Source organism: Methylosinus sp. (genome assembly GCF_036560965.1).
In the GTDB taxonomy this organism is placed as follows: Bacteria; Pseudomonadota; Alphaproteobacteria; order Rhizobiales; family Beijerinckiaceae; genus Methylosinus.
The window spans coordinates 1-18,150 of record NZ_DATBQF010000043.1 but is presented as its reverse complement, the minus strand read 5'-3'; the positions used below and the strand labels follow the sequence as shown (position 1 = coordinate 18,150).

Here is an 18,150-nt window from a genome sequence, read left to right as displayed (position 1 = left end):
CCGCGTTTTCAAATCCTATGACGATATCGTCGATCATTGTTGCGCCGCCTGGAACAAGCTCATCGAGCAGCCTTGGCGCATCATGTCCATCGGGCTACGCGACTGGGCGCATGGGTTTTGATCAATGAGGATTGGTATAAGCGTTCGACTCGCCGCGAGATCGGAACAAAAACGCCTCCGACGTTCAAAGAGGCATTCGGAACACTTCGATTGCCAAAGGCCGACAGCGACCGGATGGCCAATCCCGAACTCGATGATATCTCCGTGAGGCCAACACACGCCGAGATCGTGCGACTCGCCCGACATAGCGCAGTGCTGCTGACAACACTGTGGGGATCATTGCAATATCTGAGCCCCCTCGCCGAGGCGGCCCGGGCAATCGGGGAGTTCGAACGTCGTGGGCGCCGGCCGGCCTCTGACAGAGGAGCAGCGGAGATCATCGCGCAATACGGTCTCCGCGCTATAGCGCATAGGTTCAATGGCGTCGACGACCCGGCACTATCGGCTTGCCTGGAGCTTTTGCCGAGCAAAATCGTCAGCGAACTTGCGCCCGCTGACGATCAGATACTGCCGCAAATACCGCGGCTATTGACGCCGGGATCGACCCACGATCCTGGCTAATAGGCCCATCACGCCAGCGAAGAGCGCAAGCCACGCCTCGCGTCGACCTTGCTGCCTCCCCTGCCGATAACCTTCTCGCCAGGCCGCCAGATCGATCCGTCGTTCCCGTATCCGCATGATTTCCGCCAGGATGACCGCGCGGTCATCGTCGACGAACCACGGAAGCATTGTCGCGAGCATGTCACTTCTCGCCGTCGTCAACGCCTCTGCGAGTTGGAGCCGATCTCGACCGACGCGCTGGAGCCGATCCAACTTCCGAGGCGTCGCGAAAAGGAAGCACCTTTTGTAGCGAGGCCACCGCATCGTAGACATATTTCGCAATGTCGCCGCGGACGTGACGCGCGACAGCTCCCGGAAGGTGTGTGACGGCGAGCAGATCGGTGTCAGACAAGCGGGCGAATCCGAGCGGCGTCAAGGCCGATGCATCCAGTGCGGCCAGCGCCCGCGGCAAAAGCCGCGGCAAACGGAAAAATTCTCCGGCCGTAATGAGCGGTGACAGTTGCTCGTCGTAAGCCTCCCGTGCTTTCGAATTCGTGATTTCCTCCCAGGACGCGCCATCCTGGCAGAGGCAGACCAGCGCCCGAGCTCCTGGAAATGCCTCGCGCAACTGCCTGAGCGTCCTGCATCCCAGTGTGATCGCTTCCGGGTCGGTCGTCGTCGGAACGACGATCGTCACTTCTGTGCCTGACTGAGCCAGAAAAGTGCCCGTTTCCGCCGCGGCGATGCAGTCGGCGACGCGGGACGGGAGGTTAGCCCCGATTTCCACCAGGACGAGCCTCGATGCGGAATCGCGCAACGCGTCGTCCAAGGGCGCGAGTGCTACCGCATCTGCGAGATCGTCTTGCCGCAACGTCTCCGTGCTGGGCATCGCGATCGTCGCGACCAGGCCTGGAAAAAGGACCGGCAACCGTCCCTGCCGATCAACCTGAAAAATTTGCACCGGTTGCCCACTCGCGAGTGCGGCGTCAGCGATCATGGTAGTCACGGCGGTTTTCCTGCATCCGCCTTTCTCATTAGCAACGATGACCAACTTCATCACAACGCTCCTTCCGTTGCGCAGTTCATTCTGCGTCGCGGCAAGATGCGTCGAGGAAAGTCAGCGCATTCCCCACTTAATTCGATTCATCTCCGAATTCATGGATTCTCGTACGGCGCAACGCCAGCTCTTCGATGCGGCCGAGCGACGGCGGCACCATCGACGTGGGTTCGATATTGTTCTGGGATGCGGAGCCCGCGTTAGGAGCACGCGGCGTAGGGTCGAAATCCGTCCCCGGAATAGCGGCTCCTCCACGACGCCGCTTGCGCCCCATCATCCCTCGTAACGTATCGGCAGTGATCGCTGACCCTCCAGCAGCTTCCAGCACAAGAGACAGCTCGGCGGCGATTTGGGGCCAAGTCGCGTCGATGCGGGCCCTCCAAATCAAACCGGCAATGATACCGAGCGCCACGGACAGCCGACGTGGGCCATACACAGAATGCAGCGCCTCCAGAAATCGGTCACGAAGCTCGTTCATCGCGTAACCCACTAAAGCTGCCGTCGATTTTAGTTCACCGACCTCCCGTGGCCGGCGCCTTCACATATGGCGAGACGCCACTCGACAGGTCCCCCACTTAATTCGATCCTATGGGATGGACTTGAGGGCGCGCGTCGCCGACATGCCACTGGTTCGATGGGAAAGCACGCTCGACCGCGGCTCATCACATGGCCTACGCCTATGGGCTTATGGGCACGCGGAGGCCGGCACCGACAAGAAATTTGGGACGAAAAAGACGCCGCGCGTGGGGGACATCGTAAGGCTGAATGAATTGATTCAATCGCCGCGGTGGCCTTTCTCGCCTGCGTCGAACAGCCGTCACCATAGCAACTGGAATCGGCCGACCAATGGACCAACCCACTTCACAGGACTGCACTCCCCCTGTCCCAGCAAATCATGTGAATCTTGCTGGGGCTCAGCGCCACGTCCCTTGCGGCACATGGCCGCATGCCACGGAGTCCTTCATGCCCGCCATACCCCATGTCATGCGTCGCGGCGCGTTCTATTATTGGCGGCGGCGACTGCCATCGGCGCTTGCCGAATCGAGAAATTCTGCGACCCTGATTCTCGGCCTGCGTACCAGCAACCCCGGGAGAGCGCGCTTCCTCGCCGGCCAGATTTCCGCGCTCGCCGATCGTTGTTTCTTTCCGGCCGCCATGACCAGTCGCCTCTCACAGCAGCAAATTCAGAAGGTGTTCCGCATCGTCTTCACGCAGCACCTCGACAAGCTCGAGGCCGTGGCGGCGCGCGAACGCACGGAGAACGATTTCGATCCCGAGAAGAGCCGCCGCAGCGAGCGCGTGATGGGGCACGTCTATCGCCTGCTCGAGACGCGCGGGCGCGCCGCGGCCGTCGACGAGCGCTCCGCCGCGCAAATGGCGGCGCAGGGCATGAGGCCGGACGAGATCGCCGAGATCGCCTTCATGCTCGATCTCATGCAGCGCCAAAACGTCTCCGCCGAAAAGCAGGAGCGGCTCGCGACGCTCGTCGAGGAGGTCGGCGGCGAGCCCAATCCGATGAATCTCGCGCTCGCGCAGGAGACGGTCTACCGGGCCTTCGCCGAGGCGAATTTTCAGTCTGAGCGCCGGCATGACGGCGTGCGCGTCGAGATCGAGAAGACCATCGCCGACATTCTGAAGGATCACGCCAAGGCGCCCCGCGACTCGGTCGATCACGCCGAGACGAGGCTCGTCGTTGCGCCCCTCGCCTCATCCCCGATTGTCGTCCCTCGAGAAGCGACCGCGACCGTCGAAGGCGCCCGAAACGAACATGCGCCGCCGTCTGCCGACCCCGCGCCCACGCCGAGTCCCGCCAAGGCGGCGAGAACGAAGCCGTTGACGCTCGACGAGCATCCATTCGTCGTGCTCGCCGAGGGGATCATCCAGAAGAATGCGGACGCCAAGGCCTGGGACACGAAATCCCAGCGTCAGGTGCGTCAGATTTCGCGGCTTTTCGCGAGGCTCCTCCTCGAGCAGGGCGTCGTCGAGTTCGAAGACATCCACCAGAAGCACCTGGGCGATCTCGACGACCTCTTCGGCGCTGTCGCCAAGAGCTACGGCCGCAGCCCGCGAGACAATCACAGGACGCTCGACCAGCTTCGCGCGATCGGCGCGGCCAAGCCGCCATCGGAGCGCGGCTTGGTCGCCGGAACCGTCAATCGGCATTTTTCATTTCTGGGCCAAGTCCTCGCCCATATTCGAAGCCGCGGCCACAAGCTCGACCGGGACATCGACATGACGCTGATGCGTCGCAAGTCCACGGAACGCGGGCGCACGAAGCGTGGACTCCTGACCGAAGCCGACGCCGGCGCCATCTTCCGCCTCGCCTTCTTTATCGGCTGCGCCGGTTGGAAAGACGACGAGATCTTGATCTCAGGCCCGCACGTCTTCCACCGCGCGCTGTATTTCGCGACGCTCATGCTCCACTACACCGGAGCGCGGCGCGAGGAGATCTGCGGCCTCTCCGTCCGCGACGTGGCCTACGTCGACACGGTGATCGACGGCAAGTTACAACGCCTCCACTATATAAAGATCAGAACGAACGAAATTCGGCGCATCAAAAATCTGTATTCCGAGCGCTCGGTCGTCCTGCACCCGGAGCTCACCGCCTCGGCTTTCTCGATTATGTCGCCGTGAGAGCACTCGGCTATGAGATGGTCTTCCCTGATCTCAAATCGCCGACATCCTCGTCACCTCTGGGCGATCGGCTCTATGCCGAGATGATCGACGGGCTGCACCAAGCCATTCCCGACGCCAAGGGGCGCAAGAAGGTCATCCATTCGATGCGTAAATCTTTCGGCAATTCATTGAAGCAGACGGGGATTCATAGCGAGATTCGGAGCGACATCATGGGGCATTCGGGCGCCACCCCGACCGAGGAAATCTACTGCGACGCAATCGCGCTCGCCGACATGCTGCCGAGCATCATGAAGATTCCGATCGTGACGGCGCATCTACAGCCTCACCCGATCCGCCTGCTGCCCTGGGTGCAGGACAAGCTGCCGCCGCCGTTCTCGCGGAAGCGGAGGGGGACGGATGGCGCGGGTCCGGGACGTAGGCGGATGAGAAAGACGAAGGGAGCACCGGACCGCTCGTGACCCGAAGGAGACCCGCCCCTCCCAAATGCCCATGTCCGATCGCGCCGATAGCGGACATTCGCATTTCGGAGTGAAAGCGCGCGCGATCGACGTGAGATCGCCGATGAGCGCGGGCGCTTCACTCCACAAAGACGTGGATCGCCTGGCGTCGTGAATGGAGTCGTCGCGCGCGCCGCTTCTTCAGCCAGATATACACGCCTGTGCCTGACAGCATAGCGATGAGCAAGCCGAGAACGCAGACGAAAATGCGATAAGGCAGGCCGAAGACGCCGCCCATATGCAGGGCGTAGAGCCAGCTGGTGATCGTGTTGCCTGCGTATTGGCCGGTCGGGAGCATAACTCGCAGCAGCGCGCCGGTGTCAGCGTCGAAATAGACCGAGCAATTGCCGCCGTGGATGGCGTCCACGTCGAGGCTGCTGCGGAAAGACAGAATATAGACGCCCTTATCGATCAAATAGGTCATCGCGCGCGCCTGCGTGACGGTGAAGCCGCGCTCCGCCGCCTCTTTCGCCATCAGCGCCTCGCCCGTTGCCTCGGCGGCGCGCCAGTCGAGGCGGGGGTTCGGGGTCCGGCGCTCCGGCAGCGCGTCGATCACGGCTCGGGGCGCCTCATATTGGAAGAATGCGTGCATGACTCCGTCATAGAGCGAACGCCAGTCGAACATCACGCTCGACCAGGCGAAGACGAGCAGCACGGGCCACAGCCACAGCCCGCTGGCGCGATGGAGATCGAAATTGACGCGATAGGCGCTGGCGCGCCATTTGATCAGCCACGCAGGCTTCCAGCGACTCCAGAAGGCGCCGCGCGCGACCGGCAGCGTCAGATAGAAGCCGACGAAGCAATCGAGCGTCCAGACGAGCGCGACGACGCCGAGAATGGTGATCCCAGTCGGGCCGAGCATCAGCGCGTCATGCAGCAGATAGATGAAGGTCATCAGATTGATGCGACCTTGTGAGAGGTCGCCGGGCGTGCGCCTTCCGAGTTCGTCGCCGGTCCAGGGATCGAGAAACAGCTGACGAAAGCCGAGCTCATAGGGCTTTCCCGTCACAGGATCCTTGCGCGGCGTCATGCCGACGATGACCTGCTCGGGAAAGCGATAGCCGATATTACGCACTCGTCCCTGCGGAACGAGCGCCTCGGCCTTTTCGGCGAGCGCCTCGAAGTCGAGACGCGGCGCGTCCCGCGGCGTGGCGTAGAGCCATGGCGTCGCCAGCCGATCGAGCTCATTGTGGAACGCCAGAATGCTGCCGGTCAGTCCGACGACGACGAGGAAGCCTGTCATCGCCAGCCCGGTCCAGCGATGCAGCCAAACCCAGAAAGCGCGCATGGTCGGTCCTTGGTTCTCGAGACGGAAAATCTGAGAGCGAGCATTCGTCGTTCGGCCGACGAATGCTCGTTCCGACTCTTTCGAAGAGCGGGATTTCGGCGAAAGGCCGGGGCCCGCTCCTTTTTGAACATCCTGCTCAGAACTTGACTTTGATCGATCCGATGAAGGTGCGCGGCTGGCCGTAGACGGCGTATTGGCTGTTGACGGTGGTGTCGAAATATTTGGCGTCGGCGAGATTGATCACATTGAGCTGGGCTTCGACGGCCTGGCCGAGGACGAGGGTTCGATAGCCGATCATCGTGTCGAAGCGCACATAGCCGGGAAGCGCGAAAGCATTGGTCGCGGTCGCTTCGCGCAGGCCATTGGCGAAAGCGCCGAAGCCGAAGCTCCATCCCTCCTTCTGCCCGGGAGCGGTGTCGTATTTGGCCCAGAAATTTCCGGCGTGACGTGGAACGCCGGGCTGACGTTTGCCCAGAATCGCGCCCGTTCCGGTTGTGTTGTCTTTCACGACCATCGCATCGTCATAGGTGTAGCTGGCGATGAGGCTGATATTATCCGTGACCTGCCCGGCGACGTCCAATTCGACGCCGCGGCTGCGCACTTTGCCGGCCGCGATGGAATATCCGGAATTGACCGGATCGGCGGTCAGCACATTGGTCAGATAGAGGTCGAAAGCGGCGATCGAAGCCGTGACCTTGCCGTCCAGGATACTCGCTTTTGCGCCGACCTCGAACTGCTGCCCCTCCTGCGGCTTGAACGGCGCGCCGCTGGCGCTGCGCGCCGTGGCGTTGGAGTTGCCGAAGGATTCCGAATAGCTCGCATAGATCGAATATTCCGGGGTCAGCTTGAACAAGAGTCCGCCATTCGGCGAAATCTTGCGATAGGTCGGATTGCCCTTCCACGGCGGATTATAGTGACCATCGCAGAGCGGATAGCACGGACTTCCGCCGACGGTCGCAAACGCGAGTTCCGAGTTGGCGTCGAAGGCGACGTCGTAGCGTCCGCCGATCAGAAAGTGAATGAAGTCGTCGTAGGATATGTCGTCCTGAACATAATAGCCCACGTCGAGCGATTTGTTGCGGCTCTTGTTCCCGCTCGCGAATGCCTGTTGGGCCTCGATGATAGACCAATTGACGCCGCCATAAGACGGAGCCCAGATGTTGAACGCAGGGATTTCCGGCACTGCCTTGGGGGCCGGATTATCGCCGAGATAGAGATGATGATAGTCGAAATAGTCAAACCCAAACAGCAGATTGTGTTTCAGGGGGCCGGTTTTCACCTCGCCAGCGACGTCCAGATTGATCGACCAAGTATCGCGATAGACCCGGCTCCAGCTGACCCGGCGCAACAAATTGGCCGTCTGATAGTTGAGCGCGGTGGGCGCGGCGAGCAGATAATTCTGACTTTCGTCGCTGTGGTTGTACATGAACCGGTTGGTGATCTTCCACTGATCGTTGAAACGATATGTCCAGTCGGCGGAGACAGTTTCACGCTCGATTACATCCGGCAACTGGCTGTATTTCTGCGGATCGTTCTGCGTCCAGTTGCGTGGCAGATAGGCTGGGCGTCCAGTGAGCCATGGAACCTTGTAAGTCGTCCCGATCACCGGGATCATGCCTGCGTAGCCGCCCCGGTTGGCGTCGCTGTCATTATAATATTCGAGCCCGACATTCGCCTCGAATTGCGTCGATGGCCGCCAGCTGACCTCACCCGAGAAGGCGCCCTTGTCATGATGCTCGAAATTCACCCATGAATCGGCGCGATCGAAGCTCCCCATCACGCGATATAGAACGGATTTGTCGGCCGTCACCGGCCCGGTGAGATCAATCGACGTGCGCGACAGCCCCCAGCTGCCGAATTGTTCCTGAATGCTGTATTCGGCCTCGTCCTGCGGCCGCTTGGTCACGAAATTGACGAGGCCGCCGGGCTGAATGCGCCCATAGAGCATCGCGGCGGGTCCCTTGACGATCTCCACGCGGTCGACGAACGACACATCCTCCGAACCGACCACGCTGAACAGTTTGAGTCCGTTGCGATAGGTGTTCGAGCCGGAAGAAACTCCACGAATGATGTAGGCGTCGTAATAGACGCCCAGCCCCTGCTGCACGCCGGACACAAATCTGACCGCATCTTGCGTGTTGAGGACTTGATTGTCCTCGAGCACCTGCTTTGGCACCACTGCCACGGCGCGTGGCGTGTCGAGGATGGGTGAATTGGCCTTGGTCGCCGCTGTCGCCGTCGTGCGGGCGTAGGCGGCGGATTCGGCTTTTTCACGCGCCTTATTGGTGGTCGCGGGGGCCGCAGAAGGCGCTTGCGCGCTGATATCGATGGTCGGCAGCGCCTCTTGCGCCGAAGCCGAGAAACAGAGCGCGAGTGTGAGCGCGCCGGCGCCGACGCCGCGCGACAAAACCGAGTGAGACATGCTGATTTCTCCATGGACGGCATCCCTGCCGTCCGCACCGAGAGAGAAGGATGCGGCCGAGTGGCCGTGTTCGATCGGTCAGGAGAAAAGCGGCGGCGCGCGCGAGGACCAGGATGTCGTCCAGCCGCAGGAGGATGCGACGGAGCGCAGCGCCCATGGCCGCGCCGGGTGCGTCTGCGGCGCAAAGGAGAGGAAGGCGGCAGCCGACGGGACGCTCGGTCGGTCGAACGTCTGCGCATGTGTCCGAGCGAGGCAGTCGCCGCAGTCTCGGCAAATATGACGGCCCGATCCGGAGGAATCGTGCGTCGCGACGCCCCTCGCGGAACAGGCGGCGGCGGAGACCGAAGCAGCGGCGGTGCCTTCGGCCGCATGGCGGGCCGGCGGACCAAGGACGCCGAATGCGCCGAGGGCCCGCAGCAGCAAGAGGCAGGCGGCGAGGATCGCGACGGCGCGCGCCGATCGGTTTCCCCTCGTCCCGAGCCTCATCGAAGTCCATCCCCTGGCGATCGAACCACCCGGCGCCTCGCGGAGGCGCATCACTCGATACGAAGCTTAGCGTCTTACCGAGCCTAAAAAATTACATGGCGATTCCAAAGCCCCGAAAACACGCCATTTTTCGCGCATGTCGTATTTTTGCCACAGCCGCCGTCGACGGATTGTCGAGGCAGAGCCGCGCGCTCCGTCGCAACCCTCGAAGTCGCGCTCGGGAGAACGTCGGCCCTCGGCGGGAGATCACATGCGAATTCTTTTGGTGGAAGACGAGGACGAGCTGGCGCGTTCGATCTCCCGCGAGCTCGCCCGTTCCGGCTTCGTCGCCGATTCCGCGTCCAGCCTCGACGACGCCCGCCGGGCGCTGAAGGAAACTCCCTATGCGATGGTGGTCCTGGATCGGCGGCTGCCGGACGGCGACGGAATAGAGCTGACTCCGGAGATACGACGAATGCGGCCGGGCGTGCAGGTTCTCGTGCTGACCGCCTGCGGTCGGACCGAGGAGATCGTCGCCGGTCTCGACGCCGGGGCCGACGACTATCTGACCAAGCCTTTCGATTTCGACGAATTGCTGGCGCGTATCCGTGCCGCCTTGCGTCGCCACGGCGGCGATCCGCTTCCGGCGATCGTCGTCGGGGGCGTGTCCTTCGATCCGAAGATTCGTGACGTAGCCGTGCACGGCAGGTCCGTCATTCTGCACGGGCGAGAATTGATGCTGTTGGAGGCGCTGCTGCGCCACGCCGAGCGCATGGTGTCGCGTCAGGCGTTGCTCGACGAAATCTACGGCCCCGACGAGGACGTCCAGCCGAGCGCTCTCAACATTCTCGTCATGCGCCTGCGCCGGCGCTTGGAAGAGCTCGACGCCGGCGTGAAGATTCACGCCGCGCGCGGCGTTGGCTATATGATCGCGGCGGCGCGCGCATGAGGCCGCCGCGCTCGTTGTCGTCGCGCTTGATCGTCTATTGGATCGTCGGTTCGGCCCTCGCTTTTTTCGTCTTGCCCGTCGCAATCCGTATCTCGATCGCAGCGCTCGGGCTCGGCGAGTTTCGTGACGAAAATCTCGAGAGCTGGACGACGAAGCGCGCGCGCTATGTCGTCCAGGCGGCATTGCGGGAGGCGCCGGACGGCCACAAATTCATCGAGCAGACCGCTGAATTGCGGGGCTATATGCGACGCAATCCGGAATTTCGATTTGCGGCGATCGACGTCGGCGCCGGCGCCGTGCTGCCGGGTTCGTCCGAGGAATTGGCGACCGCCTTCGCGCCATCGACGCGCGTCGACATGCTCACCATTTCGTTCCATATGGCCAATGATCCCAATCCGAACGCCCGCGGATGGGTGCGCACGATCGGCACGGCGATCGGCGATATAAGATTCGTTCTCTACGGCGCCTATTTCCGACCGGAGGATCTATTCTATAATTTGTCCTATACGCTGACGATCCGCAATTTTTTTGTCTATCTTCCCTTCTGCGGCGTCTTGACCCTCATCGCTTTCGTCGTCGTCCGGCGCGGCTTGGCGCCCTTGCGCGCGGCGGCGGGCGCGGCGGCGGTCATAGACGTGAATTCGTTGAAGGAGCGCATTCCATCCGCGGACCTTCCTTCCGAGATCGCGCCTTTCGTCGAGGCGGTAAACCATGCGCTCGCGCGCGTCGACGAAGGCGTCGCCCGGCAGCGTCGCTTTCTCGCCAATGCGGCGCATGAGCTGCGCACGCCGATCACGATATTGTGCGCGCATCTCGCCAATCCCGACGATGCGACGTTCAGGCGAGACGTAAAGAGAGACGCCCGTCGCATTCGCACGATCGTCGAACAATTGCTGAGCATGGCACATGTCGACAACCAGAGGGACAGCGTCGAGTGCGAGACGGACCTCGGGAACGTCGCGCTGTCTGTGATCCTGAACTACATGCCCTTGGCGATCGAGAACGGCCGCAATATCGAATTGGAGCAGCCGCCCTCGCCGATCATCGCGCGCGCAGATCGGTGGGCGGTGGAGAGCATCCTCACGAATTTGATCGAAAACGCCGTGCGCGCCGAGCCAAAAGGCGGGACGGTGCAGGTGCGCGTTCATCGAGACGCGCGAATCGAGGTCAGCGACCATGGAGATGGCGTCGACCCAGAAGATCGGGACGCCGTCTTCGAGCCATTTTGGCGCAAGAATAGCGTGACGCGCGGCGCCGGATTGGGCCTCGCCGTCGCCAGAGAATTGATGGATAAGCTCGACGGGCGGATCTGGGTCGAGGAAACATCGGGCGGCGGCGCCACCTTCAAAATATCGTTTCGAAGCGGGGTGTTCGGCGCGCCGCTTTCGAACGCGAAGGCCCCTGCAAGACTGCGCCCGACCGTATCCGATCGCACATGAAATCGCAGATTGCGGCGAGACCGCGCGCAGATGCGCGTCGCCGCCATAGCGCAACGACCTTGCGGTCTTTTATCGGGGAGCCGAGCGCACCGGCGAGGCCTTCGGCCGGGCCGCGGGATTCGACCATCTATGTCCAGCCGATCGGGCGGAGCGAACGTCCGCGAAGTCCAGGGAAAGGAGACCTTAGGTTAGTCCAGGTTGAATGACCGTTGATGGCGCCCGTTCCCCCTTCCCGACGGCGAAGAAGGAACTGTGACCCGAAGCGGCCGCGTCCCCCGCGCGGGGCCGACGACCGGTTACGTCGAAAGCCGACATTCCCCTCCGCATGCGAGCACGGGGCATACCAAATTGGACAGCACGGCCCGCTATCTCGGCATTGAGGTCGAAAACTTTAGCGTTTCAGAGCAAGTCGACCTGTGACGGGAACGAGCATTGCCGACCAATGTGAAAGCGTTCCGCTGCGACGCGCCCTCAATGATGAAGGAGCATGTCTACGCGGAGCCTACCAAAGGGACGCGCATGGCTCGCTTCTATCCATCGCCCCTCTTTTGGGTCGCCCGGTGTATCGACAGGGAAAAAACCGCTGCTCTCGGCTTCAATCCGACGAAAAAGACGGCCACGAGTCGCTATTCGAGCCATGTGGCGTTTCCGCCACAGGGAATGTGCTTTCGCCCGTCTGACGATTCCCTGATCTTGACTCTGTGCAGCGTCAGGGAGTTCCGTGTGCAAAATGGACAAGTTCGCGCTCTGGCCGAAGGGGGTTGCCCGCCTATTGATCGCGGGCCTCTTGGCGTGGGCCTTGGTCCTCCAAGGGTTGACGACGGCCATCGCATCCTCCCACTCTGGCGGCATCGAGGTCTCCGCCGGGGGCATGGATCGTTGCGCAGGAGACGCGGACGGCCATCGACATTCGCCCGGGCCACAGCCTCCTTGCTCCTGTTGCATTCCCTGTCGGGCCTTTCAAATCGACGGCTCGGCGGCGCATTTGTCGGTCCTGCCCAAAGGCTTCGAGGTCTCGCCACCCCGCGACGTCATTCGCTTCGACCCGTTCCAGCGCGTGGAAACGATATCGCCGCTCGGCTGGATCAGCTCGTGGTCGCAGCGCGCGCCTCCAAGCCTTTCATAATCTCCATCCAGCCATCCGTCGTCCGCGCATGAATGCTCCGCCCGAGTTGGGCGGCCGCGCCGACCCGAATCTCCACCGCTCCGACCGGAGCCACCGATGTTCGACGACAAGAAGTCGCTCATTCGCGATCTTTTCGAGCGCAATCATCGCGCGATGCTTCGCTATTTCACGCGCAAGGTCGGACGCGAGGCCGCTCCCGACCTCCTGCACGACGCCTTCGTTCGCGTCCTGCGGCGCGACCAGCTCGAGGCCATCGCCGATCCGCCCGCGCTTTTGCAGAAGATCGCGCTCAACCTCGTCCGCGACTTCATGCGCAAGCGCAGGACGGAAATCGCCCATCTTCGCCCGAGGGAGCTTCTGGACGACGCCCCGTCGGAGGAGGCGACGCCCGAGGACCGTCTGGAATATGAGCGACAATCCCGCCTGCTCGACGCCGCCGTCGACTTGCTTCCGCCGCGGTGCCGGGAGGTGTTCGAGCTGAGCATGGAGGATATGAGCGTCGGCGAGATCGCGGCTCGGCTCGGCGTCTCCGATCGAATGGTACGAAAGCATCTCGCCCATGCGATGCGCGTCTGCCGCGCAGCGCTCGATTGACGGGGGCGGCGATGAATCTTTTCGCCCGAGAGGTTCCGTTTTCGGCCCGGCTCCGTCGTAGGATATATCGGACCGGAGTGCGCCGGCCCGTCGCCGGAGCCATCCGGCGCGAGACCGGGCAGGTCCAATGGGCGTCTCTATGACAGAAGACAGCGATCCCTCGCCCGCGCCGACCGCGCGGGAAGCGGCCATCGAATGGTGGGTGATCTCGAGGGCGGGCTTCTCGCGCGAGGAGCGCGCCGAATTTGACGCCTGGCTCGCCGCCGATACCGCGAATGCGGCGGCTTATGCCGATATCGAGCGGACCTATGCGCGCGTGAGGCGGGTTCGACGCGGCCGAAGCCGCGCAGGCCGTCCCGAGGCAGTCCGTCCCGCGGCGGCGGCGCATCGCGGACGCCGCGCGGCCGGCGCCGCGCTCGCCGCAGCCGCCGGCCTCGCCTTATATTTCGCGTTCGATCCGGCGCTGCTCCTGCTGAGGTCGGATTTTTCGACAGGAAAAGGCGAGCTCAAGACCGTGACGCTCGACGATGGCTCCGATGTCACGCTCGACGCGCGCTCGGCGATCGCCGTTCGCTTCGACGCCGATCGGCGACGGGTGGCGCTGCTGCGCGGGGAAGCCTGGTTCGCTGTGGCGAAGGACGCGTCGCGGCCGTTCGTGGTCGAGGCCGGGGGTGGGACCGTCACCGCGCTCGGCACGGCCTTCGAGGTGGATGTCGGCAGCGGCGTTCGCGTCGCCGTCGGCGAGCATTCGGTCCGCGTCGCGAGCGCCGGCGGCAGCGTCGTGGTCCCGGAGGGCCGGCAGACGATCTTCGGCGCGCAGTCGCCGCCCGCGGCTCCCGTCGACGCGCCTCACAGCCTCGCGGCATGGCGGTGGGGCGGCCTGATCTTCGAGGACCGGCCCCTCGGCGAAGTCCTGGCGGCGCTCGGCCGTTATCGCCGCGGCCTCGTCTATTGCCTTTCCGCGGCGGTCTGCGCACGGCCGGTGACGGCCGTCTTCTCCGCCGACGACCCTTCGCGGGCCCTGCGTGAGATCGAGACATTTCTCGGCCTGCGCGCGGTTCGCCTCACCGATTATCTGATCGTCCTCTACGAATGAGCGGGGCCGGCATGGCCCCAGGTATTTTTTTAAATTTTCTCGCAAATCGAGGTTCCGATTTTCCGACCTCCCCGTGGAGTCTTTTAGGAGCGCTCGCGCTCCCGAACGACAAAAGGCGGAGGAGCAGGCGATGGGACGAGGCGCGGCGCGGTCGAAGGCATATCGTGAGGGCGGCAACATGGGATCGATTCTGGCGGCGACGGCGATGAGCGCCTTCGCGCTCGGATCGGGGGCGACGTCCACTCCGGCCGAGGCGGCGCTCCCGCCGCAGGACATTGTCTCGGACACGATCGCGACCTATGCGATTCCCGCCGGCTCTATGGCCGGAGCGCTCACGGCCTTCGCGGAGAAGAATCATCTGCATCTGCTATACGACGCCCGCACGACGCGCCATCTGCGATCGCCGGGCCTCGTCGGAAGCCATTCCTTGCGCGAAGGGCTCGACCGCCTGCTCAGCGGCACGGGCTTCACCTATCGTTTCGCCGATGTGGACGGCGGAGTCTCCATCGTTTTGGCGCAGGCGGACAATGGCGTGCGCAACGACTCCGGAGCTGAGGCTTTGCCCGCGATCGACATCGGCGCGGAGCGGCCGGCGACGGGCGAGCCGGGCGGCGAGGGCGGCAAGGCGCTGACGCCGCAGAATTCCTATGTCACGCCGGTGATTTCGACGGGGACGAAGACCGATGTGCCGGTGATGAACACGCCGGTCAACGTGCAGGAGATCACGCAGAAGGCGATCGAGGATCAGCAGGCGACGTCGTTGGGGGAGGCCTTGCGGAATGTCAGCGGCGTCACCGTCCCCGGCGGCATTGCAACGGGCCAATTATCTACGACGACGTCCGGCATTTATGTGCGCGGCTTCCAGACCAGGGAATTTTACCAGGACGGGTTTCGCGTCAACGGGTCGAACGGGTACAATCTGGGGTTGGATCTCGTCGCCGCCCAACAATTCGCCAACATCAGCAGCATCGAGGTGCTGAAGGGGCCGGCCGCGATCCTCTACGGCCTGTCCCAGCCCGGCGGCATTATCAACATCACCACCAGGGGCCCGCTCGACACGCCTCATTACACAGTTCAGCAGCAAATCGGATCGCTGGCGCGCTATCGCACCAGCCTCGCCGCCACGGGCCCGGTTACCGCCGATAAGTCTGTGCTGTATCGGGTCGACATGTCCTATGACGACAATGGCGCGCCCAAAGGCTATTTCATGGACCGAACGCACGGCCGCAATTTTTTCGTCGCGCCGGTCGTCAAATGGCAGATCGACAATGACAATTGGCTGAAGCTCGAAACGAGCTACAGCAACAATCTGGTCTCCCAATACGCACATCTCGTTCCGATGATCAACGGAAGCTTCCTGCCTATTTCGCGCAGTACGAACTTCAATGACTATCTGCCGGTTCTTCAGTCGACATTCAATGCGGCAATGACGGGCGAACATAAATTCGACGCGGACTGGATGCTCAGATCGCGCGTCGCCTTCTCCAGCTCGAACAGCTCATTGGCAGGCCCTGTCGTGGGCTCCGCGCAGACGCCGGGCCCTGGGCTGACGGTGTCGACGAACGGAAGGGAGTATAGAACGCTGAATTCGTCCTGGACAACGAACCAGGATCTCGTCGGCCATTTCGATTTGCTGGGAACCAAGAATACTCTGCTGCTCGGCGGTGACTACTATCGGCTGACCTATGCGAGCACACAAAAAGTCACTCCCTGGGGCTATCGAGCTGTCAGCGAGCTCTATCCGATCTATCCCGGCATTCCGGTTACGGGAGGGTTGGCCAACATAACCGCCCTCTACAATCGGCAGGACACGGCGGGCCTCTATGTGCAGGAGCAGCTTGAGCTGCCCTACAATGTCCACGTAATGGCCGGGGCGCGGTATCAGTATGTTTTCAATTGGAACACCTCTTCCAACGGATCCATCGGGTTTTTGCCCGGGCCAATGAGGGACAACGGCGTGCCGGCGCACCAGGCCCGCGTGACGCCGCGCTACGGCCTGCTCTGGCGTCCGCGGGAATGGGTGAGCCTCTACGGCAATTACACGGAAGGATTCGCCGCGAACACCGCGCTGATCTATCCGAACACCCTCGCCCCGGCGCAAAACGCAATGAGCTGGGAGGCGGGAGCGAAGTTCGAGCTGTTCGACGGAATGCTGCGCGCCAATGCCGATTACTACTATCTGCTCAAGACCAATCTTCCGATTGCCGATCCGGACCCGACCCATATTTGTGGCACCTCCACCACCGGCGGCTGTTCCCTTCTCATCGGCGCGGCGCGCAGCGAAGGCGTCGAGGTCGACGTGAAGGGCCGCCTGGCGCCGGGATGGGATGTGATCGTCGCTTATACCAATCAGGACGTCCGCATCGCCTCGGCCCCCAATAACGCCAACACGAACGGCTTCGGCGCTAACGGCGAATCAGGTCTCGCCCGGCTGACGCCCGGTCAGCGCTACCCCAATGTGGCGCGCAATCTCGCGAGATTGTGGACGACCTATGAATTCCAGGACGAATGGCTGAAGGGGATGACAATCGGCGCCGGCTACACCTATCGGGGCTCGATGCCGATCTATGACGCTTCGGGCACTTACCCCAATGCGCCTCTGCTTCCGTCCTATGGCACAGTCGATCTGATGGCGTCCTACACATTCGATCTCGATGGGGTGAAGACGACGGCGCAGGTCAACGCCAACAATATTTTCGATCGCAACTATTACACGGCCGGCTGGGTGACCGGCAAGCCAAGCCCGACATACAATGTCACCAACTCCGCGCTGGACCCAGGATCGCCCTTCAACATCATGGGTTCGCTGAAATTCGAATTTTGAGGGATGTTCGAGTTCACGGGGATCGGGTGAAGATTTCCTCGTCCTGAGGAGCCGCGAAGCGGCGTCTCCAAGGACGAGGAAATCTTCCGCGGCGCCGTCTGGAACTCCTCCTCGTGCTTCGAGACGGCTCCCGCGGAGCCTCCTCAGCATCCGAGGGATGGGTTGCGCGCTCCTTCACCCGATTGCATCGAGGTCGCCCATGATCCGCAACGTCTTCGTCTTCCTTCACCGCTGGGTCGGTCTGCTGATGACGGTCTTCCTCGTCATAGTCGGCCTCACCGGTAGCCTGCTGGCCTTCAACAATGAGCTGGAGCATGTCTTCGCGCCCCAGCTCTTCGCCGAGCCGCATCCCGGCCAGACGCAGCTCGATCTGGCGACGCTCGCCGAACGGGCGGACGGCCTCGTCCCGCATGCGCATGTCGCCAGCGTGACCCTCGGCGCCCGCGCCATCCCTGTGAAGATGCCGCCGGATCAGGTGACGATCTTCTTCCGTGCGGAGACGAACCCGGCGACGGGCAAGCCCTATGAGCTGGGCTTCACCGAATTCTACGTCGATCCCTGGACCGGCGCCGAGCTCGGGCGGCGCACGACCGCCGATCTCTCCGAAGGGCTCGTCAATTTGATGCCCTTCATTTACAAGCTTCACGATCAGCTGGCGTTGGGCGCGACCGGCAGGACAATCCTCGGCGTCGTCGCGGTGGCCTGGACGATCGACTGCTTCGTCGGCTTCTATCTCACCCTGCCCGTCTCGCTCTCCGGCTTCTGGCGCAAGTGGAGGCCGGCCTGGCTGATCAAGCGCAAGGGCGGATTCTACCGCCTCAATTTCGATCTGCACCGCGCCAGCGGCCTGTGGCTGTGGCCGATGCTGTTCGTCTTCGCCTGGTCGAGCGTGGGGTTCAACATGCCCTCCGTCTACAACTGGGTGATGCCGAAGCTGTTCGAGCATCACTCCCACATGGGGGAGAAGCTGGTCGAACATATGCGACGACCGGTCAAGGAGCAGCCGGCGCTCGACTGTAAGCGGTGCGGCCGTGCCACACCGATCGGCTGTGGACGGCGGGGGCTGGGCAGTTGACCTCTGATCGGAGGGATGGCGTCGTGCTTTTGAGGAGCGACGCCGATGACGATCGAAGACCAGCTTCGGGAGCGGTTGCGG

Annotated in this window: 13 protein-coding genes and 1 pseudogene; 10 read left to right on the top strand and 4 right to left on the bottom strand. The window is 62.8% G+C overall.

All coding sequences use genetic code 11. The features are described 5' to 3' along the window. Together VIF40_RS11970 and VIF40_RS11965 are read left to right on the top strand one after the other, a co-directional pair. Positions 1-121, top strand: a pseudogene (locus VIF40_RS11970) (IS630 family transposase); the annotation flags it as partial. Beyond that, positions 118-621 (top strand): hypothetical protein, encoded by a 504-nt coding sequence (locus tag VIF40_RS11965; protein ID WP_331937738.1) that lies wholly within the window; start codon positions 118-120, stop codon positions 619-621. The pseudogene VIF40_RS11970 and the gene VIF40_RS11965, both read left to right, overlap by 4 nt. Before the next feature lie 181 nt (positions 622-802). On the opposite strand, the gene VIF40_RS11960 is transcribed toward VIF40_RS11965, so the two are convergent. Together VIF40_RS11960 and VIF40_RS11955 are read right to left on the bottom strand one after the other, a co-directional pair. After that, on the bottom strand, positions 803-1,657 hold the full coding sequence (locus tag VIF40_RS11960) for a hypothetical protein (protein ID WP_331937737.1): 855 nt from the start codon (positions 1,655-1,657) through the stop codon (positions 803-805). A gap of 76 nt (positions 1,658-1,733) precedes the next feature. Further along, positions 1,734-2,135 (bottom strand): hypothetical protein, encoded by a 402-nt coding sequence (locus VIF40_RS11955; RefSeq protein ID WP_331937736.1) that lies wholly within the window; start codon positions 2,133-2,135, stop codon positions 1,734-1,736. A 485-nt stretch (positions 2,136-2,620) separates the two neighbouring features. Between VIF40_RS11955 and VIF40_RS11950 the strand changes: the two genes are divergently transcribed. Both VIF40_RS11950 and VIF40_RS11945 read left to right on the top strand, forming a co-directional pair. Beyond that, the gene (locus tag VIF40_RS11950; RefSeq protein WP_331937735.1) at positions 2,621-4,291 is read left to right on the top strand and encodes a DUF6538 domain-containing protein; all 1,671 of its coding nucleotides are present in this window, start codon (positions 2,621-2,623) and stop codon (positions 4,289-4,291) included. Positions 4,292-4,374: 83 nt separating this feature from the next. Then, a complete protein-coding gene (locus VIF40_RS11945; protein ID WP_331937734.1) occupies positions 4,375-4,752 on the top strand; it encodes a hypothetical protein in 378 nt (125 codons plus the stop codon). A gap of 118 nt (positions 4,753-4,870) precedes the next feature. Here the strand turns inward: VIF40_RS11945 and VIF40_RS11940 are convergent, their stop codons facing one another. Beyond that, entirely contained in the window at positions 4,871-6,079 is a 1,209-nt protein-coding gene (locus tag VIF40_RS11940; RefSeq protein ID WP_331937733.1) for a PepSY-associated TM helix domain-containing protein, read from the bottom strand. A 136-nt stretch (positions 6,080-6,215) separates the two neighbouring features. Continuing rightward, complete coding sequence (locus tag VIF40_RS11935) at positions 6,216-8,501, bottom strand: TonB-dependent siderophore receptor (RefSeq protein ID WP_331937732.1); 2,286 nt, start codon at positions 8,499-8,501, stop codon at positions 6,216-6,218. A gap of 736 nt (positions 8,502-9,237) precedes the next feature. Between VIF40_RS11935 and VIF40_RS11930 the strand changes: the two genes are divergently transcribed. The 6 genes from VIF40_RS11930 (at position 9,238) to VIF40_RS11905 (ending at position 18,069) form a co-directional block, all read left to right on the top strand. Further along, complete coding sequence (locus VIF40_RS11930) at positions 9,238-9,915, top strand: response regulator transcription factor (protein WP_331937731.1); 678 nt, start codon at positions 9,238-9,240, stop codon at positions 9,913-9,915. Further along, positions 9,912-11,354, top strand: coding sequence for a HAMP domain-containing sensor histidine kinase (locus tag VIF40_RS11925; RefSeq protein ID WP_331937730.1), 1,443 nt, complete (start codon positions 9,912-9,914; stop codon positions 11,352-11,354). The genes VIF40_RS11930 and VIF40_RS11925 overlap by 4 nt, the downstream gene beginning before the upstream one ends. 1,222 nt (positions 11,355-12,576) lie before the next feature. Then, positions 12,577-13,074 (top strand): RNA polymerase sigma factor, encoded by a 498-nt coding sequence (locus tag VIF40_RS11920; protein ID WP_331937729.1) that lies wholly within the window; start codon positions 12,577-12,579, stop codon positions 13,072-13,074. Positions 13,075-13,213: 139 nt separating this feature from the next. Next, complete coding sequence (locus VIF40_RS11915) at positions 13,214-14,170, top strand: FecR family protein (RefSeq protein ID WP_331937728.1); 957 nt, start codon at positions 13,214-13,216, stop codon at positions 14,168-14,170. A 178-nt stretch (positions 14,171-14,348) separates the two neighbouring features. Beyond that, positions 14,349-16,994 carry a TonB-dependent receptor gene (locus tag VIF40_RS11910; RefSeq protein WP_331937727.1) on the top strand — a complete coding sequence of 882 codons (2,646 nt, stop codon included), beginning with the start codon at positions 14,349-14,351 and terminating at the stop codon, positions 16,992-16,994. A 199-nt stretch (positions 16,995-17,193) separates the two neighbouring features. Beyond that, positions 17,194-18,069 carry a PepSY-associated TM helix domain-containing protein gene (locus VIF40_RS11905; protein ID WP_331937726.1) on the top strand — a complete coding sequence of 292 codons (876 nt, stop codon included), beginning with the start codon at positions 17,194-17,196 and terminating at the stop codon, positions 18,067-18,069. Positions 18,070-18,150 lie beyond the last annotated feature (81 nt).

Coding starts and splice junctions, on each gene's coding strand:
- VIF40_RS11960 (WP_331937737.1), bottom strand. CDS start 1,657: ATGAAGTTGGTCATCGTTGCTAATGAGAAAGGCGGATGCAGGAAAACC.
- VIF40_RS11955 (WP_331937736.1), bottom strand. CDS start 2,135: ATGAACGAGCTTCGTGACCGATTTCTGGAGGCGCTGCATTCTGTGTAT.
- VIF40_RS11950 (WP_331937735.1), top strand. CDS start 2,621: ATGCCCGCCATACCCCATGTCATGCGTCGCGGCGCGTTCTATTATTGG.
- VIF40_RS11945 (WP_331937734.1), top strand. CDS start 4,375: ATGATCGACGGGCTGCACCAAGCCATTCCCGACGCCAAGGGGCGCAAG.
- VIF40_RS11940 (WP_331937733.1), bottom strand. CDS start 6,079: ATGCGCGCTTTCTGGGTTTGGCTGCATCGCTGGACCGGGCTGGCGATG.
- VIF40_RS11935 (WP_331937732.1), bottom strand. CDS start 8,501: ATGTCTCACTCGGTTTTGTCGCGCGGCGTCGGCGCCGGCGCGCTCACA.
- VIF40_RS11930 (WP_331937731.1), top strand. CDS start 9,238: ATGCGAATTCTTTTGGTGGAAGACGAGGACGAGCTGGCGCGTTCGATC.
- VIF40_RS11925 (WP_331937730.1), top strand. CDS start 9,912: ATGAGGCCGCCGCGCTCGTTGTCGTCGCGCTTGATCGTCTATTGGATC.
- VIF40_RS11920 (WP_331937729.1), top strand. CDS start 12,577: ATGTTCGACGACAAGAAGTCGCTCATTCGCGATCTTTTCGAGCGCAAT.
- VIF40_RS11915 (WP_331937728.1), top strand. CDS start 13,214: ATGACAGAAGACAGCGATCCCTCGCCCGCGCCGACCGCGCGGGAAGCG.
- VIF40_RS11910 (WP_331937727.1), top strand. CDS start 14,349: ATGGGATCGATTCTGGCGGCGACGGCGATGAGCGCCTTCGCGCTCGGA.
- VIF40_RS11905 (WP_331937726.1), top strand. CDS start 17,194: ATGATCCGCAACGTCTTCGTCTTCCTTCACCGCTGGGTCGGTCTGCTG.